Consider the following 20,605-nt stretch of genomic DNA (forward strand, 5'->3'; position numbering starts at 1 on the left):
CCCCCCCTTCGCCTGCGGCATCCGCCAGCACCTTGCGCTCCGGCAGTGTCACGGCAGCCGAGAGGTTGGGGAAGGGATCGATCTTGTTCGGCAGCGCCATGGCGTAGACGAAATGCTCCTGAAACTTCGGTTCAAGAGCCGTCTCTATCTTCTCGATCTTCCTGACGGTTTCCTCGATCTCGCGGCGGTAGCTGCGGTTCAGCAGGCACATGCGCGCGCCGGTGCCGGCGGCATTGCCCACCGCCTTGACGCGGGTGAGGTCGCAATCGGGGATCAGCCCCAGCACCATCGCGAATTTGGGATCTATGAAGGTGCCGAAGGCGCCCGCAAGACCGATACGATTGACATGGTCGATCCCGAGCTTGTCCATCAGCAGCTTCACGCCCGCATAGAGCGCCGCCTTGGCGAGCTGGATTGCGCGCACGTCGTTCTGGGTGACGGTGATGCGCGGCTCGCCGTCGTGTAGCAGATAGGAGAAGGTCCGGCCGTTCTCCAGGATGCGCGGGCTGCGCTCGCCAAGCGATCCGTCCACCACGCCGTCTTCCGAGATGATGCCGGCGAGATACATTTCCGCGATCACCTCGATGATGCCGGAGCCGCAGATGCCGTTGACACCGGTCGCGGCCGCCGCTTCGGCAAAACCCGGCTCGTCAGACCATTGCTCCACGCCGATCACCCGGAAGCGGGGTTCGAGCGTTATCGGATCGATGCGTACGCGCTCGATCGCGCCGGGCGCTGCACGCTGGCCGGAGGAGATTTCAGCGCCCTCGAAGGCGGGCCCGGTCGGTGAAGATGCCGCAACCGTGCGGGCGGCATTGCCGAGCACGATTTCGGCATTGGTGCCGATATCGACCAGCAGCATCATCTCGTCCTGCCGGTGAGGGCCTTCCGAAAGGGTGGCGGCTGCGGCGTCGGCGCCCACATGGCCCGCGATGCAGGGCAGGAGATAGGTGCGGGTGCCGGGGTTCATCGGCAGGCCGATCTCGGAGGATTTCACATGCACGGCACCGGAAACGGCAAGCGCGAAGGGCGCCCCGCCGAGTTCGGTGGGATCGATGCCCAGGAAGAGGTGGTGCATGATCGGGTTGCCGACGAAAACGCTGTCGAGAATGTCTTCCCGCGAAACGCCGCCTTCGGCGCACACCTTGTCGATCAGCCCGTTCACCGCCTCGCGCACGGCAAGTGTCATCGCCTCGCGCCCGTCCGGGTTCATCATCACGTAGGAAACGCGGCTCATCAGGTCTTCGCCGAAGCGTATCTGCGGGTTGGACGTGCCGGCAGAGGCGACCGTCCGGCCCGAAAGCAGCGAGGAAAGATGCATGGCGATGGTGGTGGAGCCGATATCGCAGGCGATGCCGTAGGCCTCGTTCTTCAAGCCCGGATAAAGCGCAACGATGCGTGGATGCGCATCGTCATGGTCCTTGTGAACCGCCGCCGTCACCTTCCATTCGCCCTTGCGCAGAATGGACTGCACCTTCGGGATCAAGTGGAAATCCACGTCGAGATTTTCGAGATGCCAGTCGGCGACAAGCGCCGCCTTCAGCCGGTCGAGATCGCCGAGCGGCTTTTCCATATCGGGTTCTTCCACCTCGACATAGCACATGCGGATTGCCGAGTTGCGGTCGAAGACGCGCTCGTCGGCCGCCTTGCGCACCACCTGGGCATTGATGACCGTATCCTGCGGCACATCGATGACGAGGTCGCCGAGGATCTGGGCGGAGCAGGAGAGGCGCCGGCCTTCCGGCAGGCCGCGCACGCGGTCGTAGCGCTCCTCCTTCGGCCCGACCGGCGAAAGGTGGTCGTTGGCGGATTTGATGCCGTGCTTGGCGAACCGGCCTTCCTGTACGGAAACCTGGCAGCGCCCGCAGGTCGCCCGCCCGCCGCACACGCTCTCCACATAGACGCCGAGTTGGCGCGCGGCCTCCAGCACCGGCGTGCCGACCGGGAAGCGGCCGCGTTTGCCGGAGGGCATGAAGAGGACCAGTGGTTTCGAAGGCGCGTCGTTCATTTATCACTATCCCCGTGCGTTTGAAGGTTCCCCCTCTGGCCTGCCGGCCATCTCCCCCACAAGGGGGGGAGAAAACATGCCGCACCGTTCTTTCTTCAATGCGCACGTAATTTGGCAAAAGCTCAGTCGTATCTTTGGAATGAGGCGGACCCCTCTAGTCTCTCCCCCCTTGTGGGGGAGATGGCCGGCAGGCCAGAGGGGGGCTTCACCTTCATTCCATCCTCTTCATTCCATCCTTGCCGCAGCACCGGTCCGTGCCGCGCGTCCGCCGCGACGGCCGCCGGCTGAAGGCATCGGGGCGGCCGCGGCGGCAGCTCCGCCTTCTGCCGGCTTGTAGTCGCGATAGGTCCTGATCCAGGTCGCGCAATTCGCGTCCGTGCCGTTCAGCACGTTCGCGGCGCGAACCGCCTCCATCTCCTGCGGGCGGCAGGGGTTCATGATTGCCGACGTCATGCCGGCGCCGATCACCATGGGTATGAAGCCGGCATTGATGCCGTGGCGGTGCGGCAGGCCGAAGGAGATGTTGGAAAGGCCGCAGGTGGTGTTGACCTTCAGTTCGTTACGCAGCCGATAGAGAAGCTGGAAGACCTGCCGTCCGGCATCGCCGAGCGCGCCGATCGGCATGACGAGCGGATCGACGACGATATCGTGCGGCTTGATGCCGTAATCCATCGCGCGTTCGACGATCTTTTTGGCGACGGCGAAGCGCACGTCCGGATCCATCGAGATGCCGGTCTCGTCGTTGGAGATGGCGACGACCGGAACGTCGTATTTCTTGATGAGTGGCAGGATGGCTTCGAGCTTCTCCTCCTCGCCGGTGACGGAATTGACGAGCGGACGGCCCTTGGCGACCTTCAGGCCGGCCTCGATGGCTGCGGTGACCGAACTGTCGATCGAGAGCGGCACGTCCACGAGGTTCTGGACGATTTCCAGCGTCTGGACGAGCAGCGGCGGTTCGGTCTCGTTCGGATTGACGGCGGTGACGCCCGCGTTGACGTCCAGCATCGTCGCGCCGGCGGCGACCTGCTCCAGCGCATCCTTGATGACGGTATCGAAATTGCCCTCGATCATTTCAGCGGCCAGCTTCTTGCGGCCTGTCGGATTGATCCGCTCGCCGATCACGCAGAAGGGCTGATCGAAACCGATCACGACTTCGCGGGTGGCGGATGCGACGATGGTGCGGGTCATATGGTCCTCCGGGACGCCGGGCTCCTGCAGCCGGCTGATTTCTGTCTCAATGGGGTTTATGCGCGGCGATATCCGCAAGCTGCTCCTGGTTTTGCTCCCGGCCTTCGCGCAACTGCTCGAGCCGTTCGGCGACGAGCGCGTCCGTCGGGTTCGCTTCGCGCTTCCAGGGCCTTCGGCCCTTCAGAACGCCCGCTTCATGGACGATCTCGGCGACATATTCTTCCTGCCGATAGGCCATCACATGGATGCCGGAGACGCCTTCGATCTCCTTCACCTCGTTGATGATGTCGATGCAGAGCTGCTTGCCCTCGCGCTTCTGGTCTTGCGCCCCTTCGAGCCGCGCGATGACGGAATCGGGAATATGGATGCCGGGCACGTTGGAGCGTATCCAGCGCGCGGTCTTGGCCGATGCCAGCGGCCCGACCCCGACCAGGATGAAGCATTTCTCGTGGAAGCCGAGATCGCGCACCTTCTTCATGTATTCGCGGAACATCGGCACGTCGAAGCAATACTGGCTCTGCACGAACTGCGCGCCCGCCTCGATTTTCTTGCCGAGCCGGTAGGGCCGGAAGTCGTAAGGGGGAGCGAAGGGGTTGATCGCCGCGCCGAGGAAGACATGCGGCGGCGTGGTGAGCTTGCGGCCGGAGAGGAATTTCGCCTCGTCGCGCATGGTGCGGACCGTGGAAAGCAGCGACATGCAATCGAGGTCGAATACCGGCTTTGCGCCCGGCTGATCGCCGGCCTGCACCCCGTCGCCGGTCAGGCACATGATGTTCTGCACGCCCATGGCGGAAGCCCCGAGCACGTCGCCCTGTATGGCGATGCGGTTCTTGTCGCGGCAGGCGATCTGCATGATCGGCGCATAGCCCATGCGGGTGAGCAACGCGCAGATGCCGACCGAGGACATGTGGCAGTTGGCGCCGGAGGCATCCACCGCGTTGATACCATCCACCCAGCCGTCGAAGATCGCCGCGCGCTCGTAGACGTCCTGCGGGTCGGCGCTGTCGGGCGGATTGAGTTCGGCGGTGACCGCGAATTCGCCTCGCCTAAGCACGCGTTCCAGCCGCCCGCGGGAGGAATGGCCGGGCAGGGGATCGAGCGGCGCACCGGGATCATGCGGGTTGATGTCGGGGCTCATGCCTGGCTTTCCTTCGAAGCCTGCCGGCGTGCGGCCGCTTCCGCCGTCACGCGCAGCCATGAGGAGGTCTCGCGCAGCGACTGGTTGACCGGCTTCTGGACGTTCAAGATCGCGTCGCCGCCCGCCATGTTGCGCGAACCTTCCCAGGCCTTGACCCATACGCAGGGCATATCCGGCTCCACCTCGCAGTTTCCGTTGGCGCGCACGCCGCCGCAGGGGCCGTTGCGCAATTGCTTAGGGCAGTTCATGGGGCAGGACATGCCGGTTGAGGACAATATGCACTGGCCGCACATGCGACAGTCGAAGAGCATGCCTTTGACCCGCTTCTCGACGAAGGTGACGGGTGCCTCCACCCGTTTGTAGCCGATCGCCTTCCAGAGCGGGTGCAGCAGCAGGAAGACCTCGGCGAAGCGGTTGTAGAACCATTCGAGGAAGCGGGAATGCCTGACGGACCAGAGGCGGATCGAATAGCGCCGCTGCACCCGGCGGTTCGGCGAAACGTCGGCGGGCGTATAGGCGCCGGTCGCGGCCTTGCTTGCCGCTTGGGCATTGCCGATCGCGGGTCTTGCTTCAGCCATTCTCGCGGCCTCCGGCCTTCACCAGCGCCACCAGCCGTTCCTTGTCATAGGCGGCCTCCAGCTCCGCTGCGGCCCTGTCTGCTTCGGCTTCGAGATCGTCCGAGACGGGCACGGGCTCGGCCTTGCGCCATTCGGCCAGATAATCGTCGGTCTCGGAAGCGCCGGTGCGCATCGCGCACATGTCGATCGCCTCGGTGAAACGAAGCGAAAGCTCCCGCTTGGCCGCCTGGCGGCCCTTTCTGACGATGATCTGTGCCGGAATATCCCGCCAGTAGACGACGATGCGATCGGCCATGAGTTCCTCCGTGTTGAGCGGAGCATGCACTTGCGCGAGGCGCGGGACTGCGCTTGCCACGACGTCGCATGAGACGAAAAGCGACAGCGATATCCTCGCCGAAGGTCAGACGGTGCGCAGCGCAGGCGAAAGATCGCCATAGCCGGTGAAGCGGTATTCGTATTCGAGGCCGAGATAGTCTGCTGCCGCGCGCGCCTTTTCCTGCAATGCCTCGTCCTCTTCCTGGGAGAGATAGACGAGCTTGCGGTAATTGCCGAAATACATGTCCCTCAGTTCCGGATGGCGGTCGAGGCCGAGCGGCTCGATGACGAAGGCCTCGAACTGGCGGGCAAGGAAGTCCGTCAGGAAGAAGGAGAGCAGGTCTTCGTCCGCCTTTGCCGCGAAAGCCTCGTTGCCGGCGAAGAAGGAATAACAGTGGGGACCCTCGATGCGGGCGATGCTCTCGCGCTCGCAAAGCCGGTCGATCTCGCCGCCGGTGCCGCAATCGGCATAGGCGAAGAAGATTTTTTGAAATCCCTTTGCCCGCGCTTCCGCCACCGCCTTCTCCAGCCCCGGCACGATCTTCTGTGGATAGGCATGCCAGATGGCCGGCAGGCAATTGAGATCGATATGGTGGAGCCCATACTGGCGGCAGACGGCCAGAATTTCGCGCGCGATCGCTCCGCACGCGATCACGTGAACTTTTTCGCTCGTTGAACGTTCCTTCGCCGGAAAATCATTTTCCGGCACAACTTGGTCCATATCCATCGGAGTATTCTACCATGACGGTCAAGACAGTCACCGTGATCGCCGCTCTTTTCGCCAGCATGCTTTCGCTTAGCTCTTGCGGCAACACGATTCGCGGCATGGGGCAGGACACGGCCAATGCCGTCGATGCTACCCAGGATGCCGGCCGCCGCGTCGATCGCGCTGCGCAGTAAAAAGGCTCTTCCGAGGAACAGAGACCGGTCAATTTTGGTGTGACCGGTCTTTCCCTTGCGTACTCAGCCCTTGAGTATCAGCCGGCGGCGAGGCTGTTGTGCTTGCGGCGAATGAAGTCCTTCGCCGTTTCCACGGCGACGGCGGCATCACGGCAATAGGCATCGGCGCCCACGGCCTTGCCGAATTCCTCGTTGAGCGGCGCGCCACCCACCAGCACGACATAATCGTCGCGGATGCCCTTTTCCTTCATCGTGTCGATGACGACCTTCATATAGGGCATGGTGGTGGTGAGAAGCGCCGACATGCCGAGGATATCCGGCTTTTCGCGCTCGATGGCCTCCAGATAGTTCTCCACCGGATTGTTGATGCCGAGATCGATCACGTCGAAGCCGGCGCCTTCCATCATCATGCCGACGAGGTTCTTGCCGATGTCGTGAATGTCGCCCTTGACTGTGCCGATCACCATCTTGCCGAGCTTCGGCGCGCCGGTTTCGACAAGCAGGGGACGCAGGATCGTCATGCCGGCTTTCATCGCATTGGCCGAAAGCAGCACTTCCGGCACGAAAAGGATGCCGTCGCGGAAGTCGATGCCGACAATCCGCATGCCCTCGACGAGCGCCTGGGTGAGGATGTCGTAGGGCGTCCAGCCGCGGTCGAGCAGGATTCGCGTCGCTTCCTCGATCTCTTCCTTCATCCCGTCATAAAGGTCGTCGTGCATCTGCTGCACGAGTTCCTCGTCGGAAAGTTCCGCCAGAATGATTTCGTCGTCGGACATGGGTGTTCCCCTGGGTTCGAGAAGCCGCGCAAATCAGCCCTTCCACAATATGTGTAACCTTAAATTGTTTCGCAATTTCTTTCGTATGCGACAGCGGCGCGTCCGAAACGCGACGGGCGGCATCGGTGAAATGTCTGTCCTGTGCAAGCCTTTGACGCAGAAAGGCAGGGCTCGGCTTGCACTTGCGCCTAGCATGGCGCATCAGAATGGGCATGCGCCGGTGGCGCGAAGGCGAGGAACATCATGGACGATTTGACCCGAGAGACGGATTCGGCAGGCGGCGGGAGACGCGGTCGCGGCGAACGGGGCGCGGCGGGCCGCCGCGCGGCGCGGGCGGGAAGCGGTCCCGGTCCCTCGCTGCCCTATATCACCCGCAAGATCGGCGTCTACGAGGTGCTGGACGAGGAGGGCCTGGCGCTTATCGAGCGCAACGCCGATACGGTGCTGGAGGAAATCGGCATCGAATTCCGTGACGATGCCGAAGCCCTCGACCTCTGGGCGAAGGCTGGCGCGGACGTGAAGGGCCAGCGCGTGCATTTCCCGAAGGGGCTTTGCCGCGAACTGCTCAAGACCGCGCCGAAGGAATTCACCTGGCATGCGCGCAATCCGGCCCGCAGCGTTCATATCGGCGGCAATGCCACCGTGTTCGCGCCCGTCTACGGCCCGCCCTTCGTGCGCGACCTGGAGGGCAAGCGCCGCTATGCCACCATCGAGGATTTCCGCAATTTCGTGAAACTCGCCTATATGGCGCCGTCCATGCATTCCTCCGGCGGCACGGTCTGCGAGCCGGTGGATGTTCCGGTCAACAAGCGTCATCTCGATATGGTCTACAGCCATATCAAATATTCCGACAAACCCTTCATGGGATCGGTGACCGCGCCGGAGCGGGCCGAAGATACGATCGCCATGGCGAAGATCGTGTTCGGGGACGAGTTCGTCGAGAACAATTGCGTCACGCTGAACCTCATCAATGCCAATTCGCCGATGGTCTTCGACGAGACCATGCTCGGCGCGCTGAAGGTCTATGCGCGGCATAACCAGGCTTCTGTGGTCTCGCCCTTCATCCTGTCGGGAGCTATGAGCCCGGTCACGGTCGCCGGCACGCTGACGCAGATCCTCGCCGAAGTGCTTGCGGGCGCTTCCTTCACCCAGCTCATCCGCAAGGGCTCGCCGGTGTTGTTCGGCACCTTCGCCGCTTCGATCTCCATGCAATCGGGCGCTCCGACTTTCGGCACGCCGGAGCCTTCGCTGGTTTCTTACGGCGCGGCGCAGCTTGCCCGTCGCCTCGGCCTGCCGTTCCGAACCGGCGGTTCGCTCTGCGGCTCGAAGGTTCCGGATGCCCAGGCCGCGCACGAATCGGCTAACACGCTGAACACCACGCTGCTTGCCGGCACCAATTTCGTGCTGCATGCCGCGGGCTGGCTGGAAGGCGGGCTCGTCTCTTCCTATGAGAAGTTCATGATCGATCAGGACCAGCTCGGCATGATGCAGAAGATGGCGGCGGGCGTCGATCTTTCCGAAGAGGGCCAAGCGATGGACGCGATCCGCGAAGTGGGGCCGGGCAGCCATTACCTCGGCTGCAGCCATACGCAGGCGCATTTCCAGACGGCCTTCTATCGCTCGGCGCTGATGGACAACAATTCCTTCGAACAATGGGAGATCGAGGGCGAAAAGCGCATCGAGGAGCGCGCCAATGCCCTTTGCCGCTCCTGGCTCGATGCCTATGAAGCGCCGCCGCTCGATCCGGCGATCGACGAGGCGCTCAACGCCTATATCAAGGCGCGCAAGGATTCGATGCCCGACGCGTTCACCTGAAGAGGTCCCGAGGCCGCCAGGGAGCAAGGCGGCGCCAGGCAGGTGGCGGACTTCATCCAGGAAGAGGTCTGGCGCCCGCATTACAAATATGAGGGGCCGCATTGAAAGATATCGCGAGCGGCCCTTCTGCCATTCTGGCGGAGATCGCCGAGGCGCTGCGGCCCTGCGGCATCTATCTGCGCGGGGTGGCGGCATTCGCGCCGGGCGAGGGGCCTTTGCTTGTCGGCGGCAGTCCCGCCCGCTCCATGGTCCTTCTCGGCAATATCGGCGGCTCGCTCTGGCCGGCCTTTTCCCGCTGGCGCCGAAATTACGGCGGACCCGATCCGCTCGATACCTTTTCGAAGGAGGCAATCCGCCCGCTTGCCGAAAGGCTGGGCGCCACCGCCTTCTTCCCTTCCGATCCGCCATGGCAGCCGTTCCAGCAATGGGCGATGAAAGCGGATGGCCTGCGCCCGTCGCCGCTCGGCATCCTGATTCATCCGCGCTATGGCCTCTGGCACGGCTACCGCGGCGCGCTCGGCTTTCCCTTCGAGATCGGAGCCGAGCATGAGCATGTCGGCCACGCCTGCGATGCCTGTCGCGACAAGCCCTGTCTCGCGCACTGTCCGGTGAATGCTGTCACGCCCGATCGTTTCGATATCGCCGCCTGTCGCGGATACCTGAAAAGCGAGGCGGGCAGGGCAAGCTGCATGGTCACCGGCTGCGCCGCCCGCAACGCCTGTCCGGTCGGCGCGGATTTCCGCTATCCGCCCGAACAGCTACGGTTTCATATGGATGCGCTGCTCTAGCTGCCGGTTCCGGCTCTGCTCAAGCGCGGCGGCGGCGTCTTTCCCGTGAGGGATCGCCGCCCGATTGGCTGGCCATCTTGTTGCGCAGCGGGCCGATTCTCTCGACCACCTCCTCGATCGTCGGGCGCGGGCCGGGCGTGTGTCCGTCAAGCGCGGCGCGCATGGCGGCGAGGTGTTCGAAGGAGGTGCCGCAGCAGCCGCCGATGATCTTGGCGCCGGCATTGCGGGCCAGCCTGGCATATTCGGCCATCAGCGGCGGGGTGCCCGAATAGTGGATCTCGGCGCCTTTATATTCGGGGATGCCGCAATTGCCCTTGACGATGGTGATCGCCTCCGGATCGGCGGCCGTCATGTCGAGAAGGCTCGACAGGATGTCGGAAGCCCCGACGCCGCAATTGGCGCCGACCGCGACCGGCCCCTTGCCGATATCGCCGGCAACGCGGTGGATATCCTTGGGGTCGAGACCCATCATCGTCTTGCCGGCCGTGTCGAACGAGCCCGTATAGGTATAGGGCAGGCCGACCTTGGTCGCCGCCTCCGCCGCTGCGCGGATTTCGTCGGCCGAGGACATGGTCTCGATCCAGGCGACGTCTGCGCCGCCCGCCTTCAGTCCCTCGATCTGCTCGGCGAAGGCCGCAACCGCGTCCTCGTAGGAGAGGGCGCCGAGCGGGATCAGCAACTCGCCGGTTGGACCGACGGAGCCGGCGACGATCACCTTGCGTGGCGCGCGGTCGGCAACGGCGCGGGCGATCTCGGCAGCGCGTTTGTTGAGCGCGAAGACGCGGTCTTCCGCCTTGTGCAGCTTCAGCCGGTGACGCGTGCCGCCGAAGGAATTGGTGAGGATGATGTCGGCTCCGGCATCCACGAAGCCCTGGTGGAGCCTGTCGATCTTTTCCGGCTGCGTCTCGTTCCACAGTTCCGGCGCATCGCCGGCTTCGAGCCCCATGGCGAAGAGATTGGTGCCGGTCGCGCCATCTGCCAGCAGCACGCCTTTTTCGGCCAGAAGTTCGGTCAAGGGATTGGCAGCGGTCATGGCCTGCTCCTGTGGGCTGTTCTGCCGGTTATATAAAGATATCTTTATATGTTCGCAATGAGGGATGGCTCAGATCGCCCGGCGGCGGTTTCGGCCGTGGGCTTGCCGGGTTCCGCATGACCGACCGGAGTCACCATGGCCGCGATCACCGTATGGAGATCGAGCATGCCGAGCGGGCCGCCGGCGTCGTCGACGACAATCGCCTTGGAGTGATTGGCCTCGGTCATCTGTTTCGCGGCGGTTTCCAAGGTCGTGCCGGCACCGAGCTTTATGCCTTCCGCCGGGCCGTCTAGCGGGCGCATCACCGTTTTCGCCTGGATCACGCGGCCGCGGTTCACCTCCTTGACGAAGGCGGTGATATAGTCGTCGGCGGGCGAAAGCACGATATCCTGGCCGCTGCCCTGCTGGATCACCTGGCCGTCGCGCAGGATGGCTATTGTGTCGCCCAGCCTCAGCGCCTCGTCGAGATCGTGGGTGATGAACACGACGGTTTTCTTGAGTTCCGCCTGGAGATCCAGAAGCACGGTCTGCATATCGACGCGGATCAGCGGGTCGAGCGCCGAATAGGCTTCGTCCATCAAAAGGATGTCGGCATCGTTCGTCAGAGCGCGCGCCAGGCCGACTCGCTGCTGCATGCCGCCCGAAAGCTGGTTCGGATAGTGATTGTCGAAGCCCGAGAGCCCCACGCGCTCGATCCAGTATTGCCCTTTCCGCAGGCTTTCGGTGCGCGGGACGCCCTGGATGTCCAGGCCGTAGACGGCATTCTCGATGACGGTCCGGTGCGGCAGCAGGGCGAATTTCTGGAAGACCATCGCGGTTTTCCGGCGGCGGAACTCGCGCAGGTCCTTCTCGTTCATATGACAGATGTCTACACCGTCATAGATGACTTCGCCGGCAGTCGGCTCGATCAACCGGTTGATGTGGCGGATCAGCGTCGATTTGCCCGAGCCGGAAAGCCCCATCACCACGGTGATGCCGCCCGCCGGCATCGAGATGTTGATGTCCTTGAGGCCGAGCACATGGCCGTGCACTTCGTTGAGTTCGCGCTTGCTCATGCCGCGCTCGACGAGATCGACGTACTCGCGGGCGCGCGGTCCGAAAATCTTGTACAGTCCCTTGATCTCGATGCCGTGGCTAGCCATCGACGGCCTCCCGCGACTTTGCCGGGCCGCGTGGGCCGGGCCGTCCTGGCTCTGTGCTCCGTACCATCCTGTTCCCTTATGATTTGCAGCTTGCGCCGTTCGGCGTAAGAGCGGCCGGGTATTCCCGTGCCATCATGTTCCCATACTACATCATGCGTCCGTCCATTGTGCGATTTGCGACGCCTCAGGCGATCAGAGCGCTGCCTTTATCTTGTCAGCGACGGCGGGAAGCACCCATTCGGACCAGATCTTTTCCTCCGTTTCGAGGAAATGCCGGGCGGTCTCGGCATTGCTCGCCTTGTTCGCCTGTTGCCAGGCGAGAAGCGCGCTCACCGTCTCGTTCGACCACTTGCGGGTCCGGACATATTCCATTGCGACATCGGCAAGCTCGCCGAAATCCCTCGAAAGCAGGGTGAACGCCCGCGAGGTCGGATAGGAATTGACCCGCGGATTGGGACAATTCTCCACCGCCGTGCAGGCATCCCACTCGGCCTGGTCATATGCGACGCCGAAGGAAAGCTTCACCATTTCGTATTTGCCGAGGATCGCCGTCGGCGCCCAGTAATAGCCGAGCCACCCGGTCTTCTTCTCGAAGGCGGAGACGATCGACTGGTCGAGCTCTTCCGGCGAAGCGCTCTCCTGCAGGTCGAAACCCTTGCCGGAACCATCGAGCGAGCGGAAGAGGTTGGCCGTCGTGGCGTGGCAGGCCCAGTCGGAAGGACAGTTGTGGACCGCGCCACGCTGCGGATTGCCGGCCGAGGGGAAGAGTTGCGGCGCGGCCAGCGCATCCTGGACGGTGCGGATCTTCGGGTTGGCGTCGAAGATGAATTTCGGGATCCACCATCCTTCGATCGCGCCGTCTGCCAGGATTTCGGCGCCGAGTGCCAGCCGGTTATCGGCGGTCGCGGCATCCAGCCGCCCGCGCACTGCATTCACCCAGAATTCCGGTGCCATGTCGGGGGAGCCATCCGCAAGCATGGTCTCGAACGTGGGTACGGTGTCGCCAGGAACGAGCGTCACCTTGCAGCCGTAGCCGGCCTCGAGGATGATCTTGTCGACATTGGCGGCGATCGCCGCCGAGCCCCAGTTCATCTCGGCAACGGAGATGTCGCCGCATTCCGCCGAGGCGGAACCTGCGGAAAGACCGAATCCCGCGGCGATCACCGCGCCGCCGAGCAGGCTTTTCATGGTCAGGACTCCCGGTTCGCACATCGTCATTGTGACGCGCTTATCGCGCGGACCGCAACTGAATACGTCCCAATTCTGGTAATTTTTTATCGATGAACGCGGGTCCGCGGCGCCTCCCGCTCATGAGGGCGCCGCAGCGGGTCCCGGGGCTCGGCGATGTGTTTCCCGCTCAGCCCGCGTTCTGTATCTCCGCCATAGCCGCATCATCCTTTTCGTTGGCGCGGATCGCGGCCTCGCGGTTGGCCACGCGCGCGAAATACTGCTGGAAGGCAGGGCGTTTCTCGATCGTGCCGAACTGCATGCCCCAGCCGATCTGCGCTCCGACATAGACGTCGGCCGCGGTAAACTTGTCGCCGGCGATATAGGGGTTCGCCTGCACCGCCTTTTCCAGCGTGTCCATCACGTGGGCGAAGCTGCCATAACCGATCATCCGCTCGCGATCGGGGGCCACTTCGAAGCCGAGCGCCCTGTTGCTGACGGCGGCTTCGACCGGTCCGGCCCCGAAGAAGAGCCAGCGATAGTAGTCGGCGCGCTCGGTGGGTGGCGGGGCGAGACCCGCTTCAGGGAAAGCGTCGGCCAGATAGGCGCAGATCGCGGCGCATTCGGTCACCACCTTCCCGCCATGCGAGACTGCCGGAACCTTGCCCATGGGATTGATGGCCTTGTAGGCGTCGTCCTTCATAGTCGTTCCGAATTGGAGGATTTCGGTGCGATAGGGCACGCCCACCTCCTCCAGCATCCAGCGGGCGATGCGGCCCCGCGACATCGGGTTGGTGTAAAGCACGAGTTCTTCGGTCATGGCAGCCTCCTGTATGTTCTCTTTATGTTCTATCGTCTCCGTTTGCCGGAATCAAGTCGGGCAGGGGGTGGATCAAAGCGGTTTCCGGTACTGTATGAAGCCGGAATTCTGGGCGACGCGGTCGTAGAGTCTCCGCGCGGTGGCATTGCTTTCATGCGTCAGCCAATAGAGCCGGCCGGCGCCCTTTTCGCGCGCGAGCCCGGCGACTGCCTCGATCAGCGCCTCGCCGGTGCCTTTTCCGCGGCCGGTGTTTTCCACGTAAAGGTCCTGCAGATAGCAGGTCGATTCCGGCAGCCAGCAGGAACGGTGGAAGATCGCGTGCACGATGCCGATCATCTTGCCGTCGTCGTCGAAGGCGCCGAAGGCGTGCATGGGCTCGGCCGGATCGTTGAGGCGTTCCCAGGTGAGGTCGTATTGCTCTTGCGGCAGCTCGGTTTCGTAGAAACGCAGATAGGCCTGCCAGAGCGGCTCCCATTCTGCGCGGTCGGATGGTTCGAGCGGACGGACGGTGTTGGTCATTGCAGGCTCCCGAAATGAAAACGGCGGGAATTTCTTCCCGCCGTTGAACTTATCGGAAAAGCGCGGCTTAGGCAGCCATCGCCTTCTTGAGGTTTTCGTCGATCTTGTCGAGGAAGGCGGTGGTGGAGAGCCACGGCTGGTCGGGGCCGATCAGCAGCGCCAGGTCCTTGGTCATATGGCCGGATTCGACGGTGTCGATGCAGACCTTTTCGAGCGTCGAAGCGAACTTGGCGAGTTCGGCATTGTCGTCGAGCTTGGCGCGGTGCGCCAGGCCACGGGTCCAGGCGAAGATCGAGGCGATCGAGTTCGTCGAGGTCTCCTGGCCCTTCTGGTGCTGGCGGTAATGGCGGGTAACGGTGCCGTGGGCGGCTTCCGCTTCCACGGTTTTGCCATCCGGCGTCATCAGGACCGAGGTCATCAGGCCGAGCGAGCCGAAGCCCTGCGCCACGATGTCGGACTGCACGTCGCCGTCGTAGTTCTTGCAGGCCCAGACATAGCCGCCGGACCACTTGAGCGCGGCAGCGACCATGTCGTCGATCAGGCGGTGCTCGTACCAGATCTTCTTCTCTTCGTACTGGGCCTTGAATTCGGCGTCGTAGATTTCCTGGAAGATGTCCTTGAAGCGGCCGTCATAAGCCTTGAGGATCGTGTTCTTGGTCGACAGGTAGCAGGGAACGCCGCGCTGAAGGGCGTAGTTGAACGAAGCGCGGGCGAAGTCGCGAATGGAATCGTCGAGATTGTACATCGCCATCGCAACGCCGGACGACGGCGCGTCGAAAACGTCGTGCTCGATCGTCTGGCCATCTTCGCCGACGAACTTGATCGTCAGCTTGCCCTTGCCGGGGAACTTGAAATCGGTGGCGCGGTACTGGTCGCCGAAGGCGTGGCGGCCGACAATGATCGGCTTCGTCCAGCCCGGCACCAGGCGCGGAACGTTCTTCATGATGATTGGCTCGCGGAAGATCACGCCGCCGAGAATGTTGCGGATCGTGCCGTTCGGGCTCTTCCACATCTTCTTGAGCTTGAATTCCTCGACGCGGGCCTCATCCGGGGTGATGGTCGCGCACTTGATGCCGACGCCGTGCTTCTTGATGGCGTTCGCCGCATCGACGGTCACCTGGTCGTCCGTGGCGTCGCGGTTCTCGACGGAGAGATCGTAATATTCGATGTCGAGATCGAGATAGGGCAGGATCAGCTTGTCCTTGATGAGCTGCCAGATGATGCGGGTCATCTCGTCGCCGTCGAGATCGACGACCGGGTTTGCTACCTTGATCTTTTGCATGGAATTCCTCTTGAACGTGCGGAGGGATCGCGAAATCCCGTAGGTGGACACCAATGGGCTTGCGCTATAGCATCGCCGGGGCGGAACGCAAAGCCAATGCGCGGGGGCTACGGACAGTTTTGCGGGTCAAGCCTCAAGATTGCATTTTGCCATGCGAACATGACAGGTCTGTATTGCGCTTGCCAAACGCGGCGGCCGGGTTAATCTCGCCCGAGAGCAAAGGACGCTCAAATGGAATCGCACTGCGGCAAGGATTTTTTGTCAGGATCGAGGCTTTCGGCGAGGTCGTACACAGACGTACGGCGAGACCGAAAGCCGAAGATAATGGCGAAAAATCATGCCGCCCGCAGGGTTTGCCGAAACCGGCCGCCCGCTTTGTCGAGCGGCTTGGCCGTATGCTTCTGCTACGACGCGCGCCGCTCTCCTCGCGGATCGAACCGGTTTGGGCAAACAGTGCCGATCCCATTTGGGCGTCCTTTGCTCTAACACCCTCACGCAAACTTTTGGATTCATGCCATGCGGACCATCCCGCTCGCCGCGCTTCTGGCGCTGACAGCCAATTTCGCTCTCGCCGCAGAGGCCACCGATCCGGTGAAGGAGGTGATGAAGATCACCGAGGAGAACTGGGACACGGTCGACAGCGAGTGGAAGCTCATCTTCGATGCGGACCCGCTCTCCCGCCTGTTCAGCAAGGGGTTCCAGGAAGCCTATGCCGAAGCGTCCAAGAAGCCGGCCTATGATACCGAGAACGGCGCGCCGGGCGATCCCTTCGGCTACGACGTCATAACCGCGTCGCAGGATGGCTGTCCGCTTTCCGACGTGCAGATCGGGACGCCCGCTCCCCAGGGCTCCATCACCGATGTGAAGGTGACCTTCAAGGCCTGGACATGCATCGAGGAGCCGGAGATCAGGGACAGCGTCAACGAGGTGCATTTCGATATCGTCACCGAAGACGGCCGGCCCGTGATCGCCGATATCCATCATGTGGCGGAAGGCGAGCGTGATTCCGTGATGGATGAGATGCGTCTGCTCGCAAAGGGCGAATGAGACGGCGGGGTTTTGAAGTTTTCGCGCGGGTTATTATGATGCTCTCCCAGGACGGCTGGCACCCGCCGCCGGCAAAGGATGGCGCATGAAGTTCGCCGCTGTCTTCCGCGACTGGCTGCTTGCCAACGACCCGGCGCTTTCGCGCTTCAGAATGGGCGCGCGCGTGACCCTTACGGTCGTGGGCTCGATCCTGTGCCTGGCCGCCATCCATCTTGCCGGCCTTTCCCTGCCGCCGATCGCCTTCGGTCTCGCCATCATCCTGTCGATCGAGGGCGGAGTGGCCGTGCGGGACCGGCAGGCCTCCGCCCAGCTCGCGACGCGATTTTACGGAACCGTCGTGAGCCTTGCCTGCGTGACCGTCGCGACGCTCCTGGAGCCGCATCGCTACGTTTCCGATATCGTCTTCCTGTTCGTCATTCTGGCGGCGACCGTGGCGCGCGTCTATGGACCGCGCGGCTTCGCGATCGGCATGTTCGCCTTCACCTCCTATTTCATGGGGGCGTTTTTGAAGCCGGCGCTCGCCGACCTGCCGATCGCCGCCATAGGTCCGGTGCTTGCGCTCGTGGTCGGCCATACCGTGCGCACCTACCTCCTGCCGGACGACTGGCGCCGAGATCTCCTCCGGTCGCTGATGGCCATTCAGGTGCGGGTGGACGATATCCTGATGCGGCTTGCGGTTCTGTCCGGCGCCGGATCTGCGAGCGAGGCGGATCGTCATGAATTGCGGCAGCTCGAGGAGCGGCTGAAGGACGTGGTTCTGATGGCCGAGGGTTTTCTGCCGCGGCCTTCGGACGAAGCGATCTCTTCGGCCGAAGAACCGGTCGCCGCGCTCGCCATGAAGATATTCGACACGCATCTCGCCGCCGAAAGCGCCATCGTGCTGTCGCTGGAGGCCCCGCCGCCTTTCGCGCTCGTGCATGCGCTTATCGAAGGCGAGCGCGATATGGCCGAGAAAATCGCTGCAAGTCCGGCGGTGAACGGCGACGAGCGCATCGCCGAAAGCGCCCGTGCACTTCTCTGGCTGCGGGATGCGCGCTCCGCACTTGCGGCGGTGATCGCCGAGGCGCGGAGCGATCAGTTCCGCTCGATCGGCAGCGACGAGGGGGAGCAGGCGTCCGCGAGCCCCGATTTCTCGCTGAAGAACCCGGTGATGCGTGCCGCGGTGCAGATCACCGTCGCCTCCGCCGTCGCCATGGTCTTCGGCTTGATGCTCTCCCGCGACCGCTGGTTCTGGGCCGTGCTGACCGCCTTCCTGATCTTCACCAATACCAAGTCGCGCGGAGATGCGGCGATGCGCGCCGTGCAGCGCTCCGTCGGCACGCTGCTCGGCATTGGAAGCGGCCTTCTGCTCGCCACCCTGCTTGCCGGTCATCCGGCGATCAGCGTGCCGCTCGCGGCGGTCTGCATCTTTCTCGGCTTCTACTATCTGCAGGTCTCCTACGCGGTGATGACCTTCTTCATCTCCATCGTGCTTTGCCTGATCTATGGTCTCATCGGCCAGCTCACGCTCGATCTCCTGCTGCTGCGCATCGAGGAAACGCTAATCGGTGCGCTCGCCGGAACGGCGGCCGCCTTTCTGGTTCTTCCCGCCCCGACGCGCTCCACGCTCGATCTGGCGCTGGAGCGCTGGTTCGGCGGGCTTCGCGAACTTCTCGCGGCGGTTCGGGATGGCAAGGGACGCTATGAGTTGATCGAGCTTTCTCACCGCCTCGATGTCGCCTATCGCGAGGTGACGGCGGCAGCCCGCCCGCTTGGAAGCTCCTGGTCGGTGGTGACGCGGCCGGGCAGGGTGCGCCAGACGCTGGCGGTCTTCCTGGGGGCGACCTACTGGGCCCGTATCTTCGCCCGCAACGCGGTCGCGGCCGCGAAGAAGCCGGAAGGCGAGGTGCTGGCCGCGCTTGAAGCGACGCTTGGGGATATCGACGCCATTGCGGCGCGCGGCTCGGAATGCTTTCTGGTGAAGCGCAAGGCCGGACGCGCCGCCGGCCGGCACCTGCCGATCTTCAAGCACGGATCGCGGGTGGGTGTGGAAATGATCGGCACAATGCTCGGCCGCCTCTATCCGGATTGATGCAGGCCCGACCCAAGTCTTGCCGATTTCGCCGCGCGCCGGTATTGCGGGCGCAGAATTCTATGAACGGAAACGGCAATGTCAGGCACGAACAGCGAGCGCGAACTCATAGCGGAAGGACCGGCGATCATCCTGGTGGAACCGCAGCTCGGCGAGAACATCGGCATGGTGGCCCGCGCCATGGCGAATTTCGGATTGGCGGAACTGCGCCTGGTCAACCCGCGCGACGGCTGGCCGAACGAGAAGGCGCGCTCCGCGGCATCCAAGGCGGACCATGTGATCGACGGCACGCAGGTGTTCGAGACGCTGGAGGACGCGATCCGCGATCTTAACTTCGTCTACGCCACTACCGCGCGGGAGCGCTACGGGTTCAAGCCGGTGCGCTCCCCGGTGGTCGCTGCCGAGACCTTGCGGGCGAAATTCGGGGCGGGGGAGAAGACCGGCGTGCTCTTCGGGCGCGAGCGCTGGGGCCTCACCAACGAGGAAGTGGCGCTGGCCGATGAGATCGTCACCTTCCCGGTGAACCCGGCATTCGCCTCTCTCAATATCGCCCAGGCGGTGCTCTTGATGTCCTATGAATGGATGAAGTCCGGCATGGACGATCTCGGCCGCACGCCTTTCCAGGCGGTCGAGCAGCGCCCCTCCACCAAGGAACAGGTGTTCGGCCTCTTCGAACACCTCGAAGAAGCCTTGGATGCACGCGGTTATTTCCACCCTGCTGAAAAAAAGCCGAAAATGGTGGACAACCTGCGCGCCGTGCTGTCGCGGCGGGGCTTTTCCGAGCAGGAGATCAGCGTCTTTAGGGGCGTGATCAATTCGCTCGATCGTTTCCCGCGGCAGTGGCCGAAGCAAGGTTCGAACGCAGGCGAGCGGGGGGAGACGAAGGGGAATGACGAAGAGTGAGACGAAGCCCGTCCTGATGTTCGATTCCGGCATCGGCGGGCTGACCGTGCTGCGTGAAGCCCGCGTGCTGATGCCGGAGCGTGGCTTCATCTATATCGCGGACGATGCCGGCTTCCCCTATGGCGGCTGGGAGGAGCCTGCGCTCAAGGAACGCATCCTCTCGCTCTTCGAAAAGCTGCTCGAGGACCACGATCCCGAAATCTGCGTGATCGCCTGCAACACGGCATTCACCCTGGCGGGCGCGGATCTGCGCTCCGCTTTCCCGCACATGACCTTCGTCGGCACGGTTCCTGCCATCAAGCCCGCTGCCGAGCGCACCCGCTCCGGTCTCGTATCCGTCCTCGCCACTCCCGGCACGGTGAAGCGCGCCTATACCCGCGACCTCATCCAGTCCTTCGCGACGCAATGCCATGTACGGCTGGTCGGGTCGCAGAACCTCGCCCGCATGGCCGAAGCCTATATCCGCGGCGAAGCGATCGCGGATGAGGAGGTGATGGCCGAGATCGCCCCGTGTTTCGTGGAGATGGACGGAAAGCGGACGGATATCGTCGTGCTCGCCTGTACGCACTATCCCTTCGTCGCCAATGTCTTCCGAAGGCTCGCTCCGTGGCCGGTCGATTGGCTGGACCCGGCCGAGGCGATCGCCCGCCAGGCGCGCCGCAAGGTGCCGCTGGTCGATGGCGCGGAACATCCCGACGATTTCGACTTCGCCGTCTTCACCTCCGGCAAGCCGGATTTTTCGACGCGTCGGCTGATGCAGGGCTTCGGTCTGCGGATCGCGTGACGGCGAACGGGGTGTTGCTTTATTGCAACGAATTACCCGCGATGTTTGCAATTCGCAATTGTGGTCTTTGCCGGCCGGCGGATCTGGTGTAAACGAGTCCTTGCCCGCAATTCAAAGAAGGAGGGGTGTGAAATGTCTAATATCGCGCTTGCATGCCTCTTCGGCGGAGCCGCTGTCATGATGATGATTCATCGCAGCTTTATGCCATATCAAATTGGCATCCGAGGCTTCTAAGCCAAGGTTTCTCCGCCGTTTTGGCACTTTCCATCTGATCTGACGTGACCGGCTGACGCAGCGATTGTTCGCACCTCTGTGTCCGCATCCGCACGTC

The 20,605-nt window shown here is 63.3% G+C and carries 21 protein-coding genes; 7 read left to right on the forward strand and 14 right to left on the reverse strand.

Annotation, left to right across the window (positions count from 1 at the left end):
• From ACE04I_RS05165 to ACE04I_RS05190, 6 genes are all read right to left on the reverse strand, one after another.
• Positions 1-2,008, reverse strand: a 2,008-nt coding sequence (locus ACE04I_RS05165; protein ID WP_487206713.1) for an ASKHA domain-containing protein, incomplete at its 3' end; no start/stop codon positions are given.
• A gap of 225 nt (positions 2,009-2,233) precedes the next feature.
• Positions 2,234-3,196: a methyltetrahydrofolate cobalamin methyltransferase gene (locus tag ACE04I_RS05170; RefSeq protein ID WP_046792537.1), complete on the reverse strand. Its 963-nt coding sequence runs from the start codon at positions 3,194-3,196 to the stop codon at positions 2,234-2,236.
• 46 nt (positions 3,197-3,242) lie between these two features.
• Positions 3,243-4,334 carry a methylenetetrahydrofolate reductase gene (locus tag ACE04I_RS05175; protein WP_487206714.1) on the reverse strand — a complete coding sequence of 364 codons (1,092 nt, stop codon included), beginning with the start codon at positions 4,332-4,334 and terminating at the stop codon, positions 3,243-3,245.
• On the reverse strand, positions 4,331-4,912 hold the full coding sequence (locus ACE04I_RS05180; RefSeq protein WP_046792535.1) for a methylenetetrahydrofolate reductase C-terminal domain-containing protein: 582 nt from the start codon (positions 4,910-4,912) through the stop codon (positions 4,331-4,333). The genes ACE04I_RS05175 and ACE04I_RS05180 overlap by 4 nt, the downstream gene beginning before the upstream one ends.
• A complete protein-coding gene (locus ACE04I_RS05185) occupies positions 4,905-5,207 on the reverse strand; it encodes a virulence factor (RefSeq protein ID WP_046792534.1) in 303 nt (100 codons plus the stop codon). Before ACE04I_RS05185 ends, ACE04I_RS05180 begins: the two co-directional genes overlap by 8 nt.
• Positions 5,208-5,312: 105 nt before the next feature.
• Positions 5,313-5,954 (reverse strand): DUF1638 domain-containing protein, encoded by a 642-nt coding sequence (locus ACE04I_RS05190; RefSeq protein ID WP_046792533.1) that lies wholly within the window; start codon positions 5,952-5,954, stop codon positions 5,313-5,315.
• A gap of 59 nt (positions 5,955-6,013) precedes the next feature.
• Between ACE04I_RS05190 and ACE04I_RS05195 the strand changes: the two genes are divergently transcribed.
• A complete protein-coding gene (locus ACE04I_RS05195; protein WP_436818377.1) occupies positions 6,014-6,127 on the forward strand; it encodes an entericidin domain-containing protein in 114 nt (37 codons plus the stop codon).
• 77 nt (positions 6,128-6,204) lie between these two features.
• Here the strand turns inward: ACE04I_RS05195 and ACE04I_RS05200 are convergent, their stop codons facing one another.
• Entirely contained in the window at positions 6,205-6,903 is a 699-nt protein-coding gene (locus tag ACE04I_RS05200; protein WP_046792531.1) for a corrinoid protein, read from the reverse strand.
• Positions 6,904-7,146: 243 nt separating this feature from the next.
• Here ACE04I_RS05200 and ACE04I_RS05205 point away from each other — a divergent pair, with 243 nt between their 5' ends.
• Together ACE04I_RS05205 and ACE04I_RS05210 are read left to right on the forward strand one after the other, a co-directional pair.
• Complete coding sequence (locus tag ACE04I_RS05205) at positions 7,147-8,718, forward strand: trimethylamine methyltransferase family protein (RefSeq protein WP_046792530.1); 1,572 nt, start codon at positions 7,147-7,149, stop codon at positions 8,716-8,718.
• A gap of 110 nt (positions 8,719-8,828) precedes the next feature.
• The gene (locus tag ACE04I_RS05210; RefSeq protein WP_046793004.1) at positions 8,829-9,506 is read left to right on the forward strand and encodes a 4Fe-4S dicluster domain-containing protein; all 678 of its coding nucleotides are present in this window, start codon (positions 8,829-8,831) and stop codon (positions 9,504-9,506) included.
• 19 nt (positions 9,507-9,525) lie between these two features.
• On the opposite strand, the gene bmt is transcribed toward ACE04I_RS05210, so the two are convergent.
• From bmt to ACE04I_RS05245, 7 genes are all read right to left on the reverse strand, one after another.
• A complete protein-coding gene (gene bmt, locus ACE04I_RS05215) occupies positions 9,526-10,539 on the reverse strand; it encodes a betaine--homocysteine S-methyltransferase (protein ID WP_046792529.1) in 1,014 nt (337 codons plus the stop codon).
• A 44-nt stretch (positions 10,540-10,583) separates the two neighbouring features.
• Complete coding sequence (locus tag ACE04I_RS05220; RefSeq protein WP_046792528.1) at positions 10,584-11,681, reverse strand: quaternary amine ABC transporter ATP-binding protein; 1,098 nt, start codon at positions 11,679-11,681, stop codon at positions 10,584-10,586.
• Positions 11,682-11,873: 192 nt separating this feature from the next.
• Complete coding sequence (locus ACE04I_RS05225; RefSeq protein ID WP_046792527.1) at positions 11,874-12,869, reverse strand: glycine betaine ABC transporter substrate-binding protein; 996 nt, start codon at positions 12,867-12,869, stop codon at positions 11,874-11,876.
• Between the two features lie 169 nt (positions 12,870-13,038).
• The gene (locus ACE04I_RS05230) at positions 13,039-13,668 is read right to left on the reverse strand and encodes a glutathione S-transferase family protein (protein WP_046792526.1); all 630 of its coding nucleotides are present in this window, start codon (positions 13,666-13,668) and stop codon (positions 13,039-13,041) included.
• A gap of 72 nt (positions 13,669-13,740) precedes the next feature.
• The gene (locus ACE04I_RS05235) at positions 13,741-14,187 is read right to left on the reverse strand and encodes a GNAT family N-acetyltransferase (protein WP_046792525.1); all 447 of its coding nucleotides are present in this window, start codon (positions 14,185-14,187) and stop codon (positions 13,741-13,743) included.
• Between the two features lie 67 nt (positions 14,188-14,254).
• Complete coding sequence (locus ACE04I_RS05240) at positions 14,255-15,469, reverse strand: NADP-dependent isocitrate dehydrogenase (RefSeq protein ID WP_046792524.1); 1,215 nt, start codon at positions 15,467-15,469, stop codon at positions 14,255-14,257.
• Positions 15,470-15,602: 133 nt separating this feature from the next.
• Positions 15,603-15,935, reverse strand: coding sequence for a hypothetical protein (locus ACE04I_RS05245; protein WP_156176924.1), 333 nt, complete (start codon positions 15,933-15,935; stop codon positions 15,603-15,605).
• Positions 15,936-15,985: 50 nt separating this feature from the next.
• Between ACE04I_RS05245 and ACE04I_RS05250 the strand changes: the two genes are divergently transcribed.
• The 4 genes from ACE04I_RS05250 (at position 15,986) to murI (ending at position 20,274) form a co-directional block, all read left to right on the forward strand.
• Positions 15,986-16,516 carry a hypothetical protein gene (locus ACE04I_RS05250; RefSeq protein WP_046792523.1) on the forward strand — a complete coding sequence of 177 codons (531 nt, stop codon included), beginning with the start codon at positions 15,986-15,988 and terminating at the stop codon, positions 16,514-16,516.
• Positions 16,517-16,601: 85 nt separating this feature from the next.
• The gene (locus ACE04I_RS05255; RefSeq protein WP_046792522.1) at positions 16,602-18,587 is read left to right on the forward strand and encodes an FUSC family protein; all 1,986 of its coding nucleotides are present in this window, start codon (positions 16,602-16,604) and stop codon (positions 18,585-18,587) included.
• A 78-nt stretch (positions 18,588-18,665) separates the two neighbouring features.
• Positions 18,666-19,490 carry an RNA methyltransferase gene (locus ACE04I_RS05260; protein ID WP_046792521.1) on the forward strand — a complete coding sequence of 275 codons (825 nt, stop codon included), beginning with the start codon at positions 18,666-18,668 and terminating at the stop codon, positions 19,488-19,490.
• Complete coding sequence (gene murI / locus ACE04I_RS05265; protein ID WP_046792520.1) at positions 19,477-20,274, forward strand: glutamate racemase; 798 nt, start codon at positions 19,477-19,479, stop codon at positions 20,272-20,274. The genes ACE04I_RS05260 and murI overlap by 14 nt, the downstream gene beginning before the upstream one ends.
• Positions 20,275-20,605: the final 331 nt, after the last annotated feature.

It is taken from the genome of Rhizobium moroccans (assembly GCF_057559155.1).

What these genes read in the sequence shown, in the direction of transcription:
- ACE04I_RS05170 (WP_046792537.1), bottom strand. Translation starts at nt 3,196, where the DNA reads ATGACCCGCACCATCGTCGCATCCGCCACCCGCGAAGTCGTGATCGGT.
- ACE04I_RS05175 (WP_487206714.1), bottom strand. Translation starts at nt 4,334, where the DNA reads ATGAGCCCCGACATCAACCCGCATGATCCCGGTGCGCCGCTCGATCCC.
- ACE04I_RS05180 (WP_046792535.1), bottom strand. Translation starts at nt 4,912, where the DNA reads ATGGCTGAAGCAAGACCCGCGATCGGCAATGCCCAAGCGGCAAGCAAG.
- ACE04I_RS05185 (WP_046792534.1), bottom strand. Translation starts at nt 5,207, where the DNA reads ATGGCCGATCGCATCGTCGTCTACTGGCGGGATATTCCGGCACAGATC.
- ACE04I_RS05190 (WP_046792533.1), bottom strand. Translation starts at nt 5,954, where the DNA reads ATGGATATGGACCAAGTTGTGCCGGAAAATGATTTTCCGGCGAAGGAA.
- ACE04I_RS05195 (WP_436818377.1), top strand. Translation starts at nt 6,014, where the DNA reads ATGCTTTCGCTTAGCTCTTGCGGCAACACGATTCGCGGCATGGGGCAG.
- ACE04I_RS05200 (WP_046792531.1), bottom strand. Translation starts at nt 6,903, where the DNA reads ATGTCCGACGACGAAATCATTCTGGCGGAACTTTCCGACGAGGAACTC.
- ACE04I_RS05205 (WP_046792530.1), top strand. Translation starts at nt 7,147, where the DNA reads ATGGACGATTTGACCCGAGAGACGGATTCGGCAGGCGGCGGGAGACGC.
- bmt (WP_046792529.1), bottom strand. Translation starts at nt 10,539, where the DNA reads ATGACCGCTGCCAATCCCTTGACCGAACTTCTGGCCGAAAAAGGCGTG.
- ACE04I_RS05220 (WP_046792528.1), bottom strand. Translation starts at nt 11,681, where the DNA reads ATGGCTAGCCACGGCATCGAGATCAAGGGACTGTACAAGATTTTCGGA.
- ACE04I_RS05225 (WP_046792527.1), bottom strand. Translation starts at nt 12,869, where the DNA reads ATGAAAAGCCTGCTCGGCGGCGCGGTGATCGCCGCGGGATTCGGTCTT.
- ACE04I_RS05230 (WP_046792526.1), bottom strand. Translation starts at nt 13,668, where the DNA reads ATGACCGAAGAACTCGTGCTTTACACCAACCCGATGTCGCGGGGCCGC.
- ACE04I_RS05235 (WP_046792525.1), bottom strand. Translation starts at nt 14,187, where the DNA reads ATGACCAACACCGTCCGTCCGCTCGAACCATCCGACCGCGCAGAATGG.
- ACE04I_RS05240 (WP_046792524.1), bottom strand. Translation starts at nt 15,469, where the DNA reads ATGCAAAAGATCAAGGTAGCAAACCCGGTCGTCGATCTCGACGGCGAC.
- ACE04I_RS05245 (WP_156176924.1), bottom strand. Translation starts at nt 15,935, where the DNA reads ATGGGATCGGCACTGTTTGCCCAAACCGGTTCGATCCGCGAGGAGAGC.
- ACE04I_RS05250 (WP_046792523.1), top strand. Translation starts at nt 15,986, where the DNA reads ATGCGGACCATCCCGCTCGCCGCGCTTCTGGCGCTGACAGCCAATTTC.
- ACE04I_RS05255 (WP_046792522.1), top strand. Translation starts at nt 16,602, where the DNA reads ATGAAGTTCGCCGCTGTCTTCCGCGACTGGCTGCTTGCCAACGACCCG.
- ACE04I_RS05260 (WP_046792521.1), top strand. Translation starts at nt 18,666, where the DNA reads ATGTCAGGCACGAACAGCGAGCGCGAACTCATAGCGGAAGGACCGGCG.
- murI (WP_046792520.1), top strand. Translation starts at nt 19,477, where the DNA reads ATGACGAAGAGTGAGACGAAGCCCGTCCTGATGTTCGATTCCGGCATC.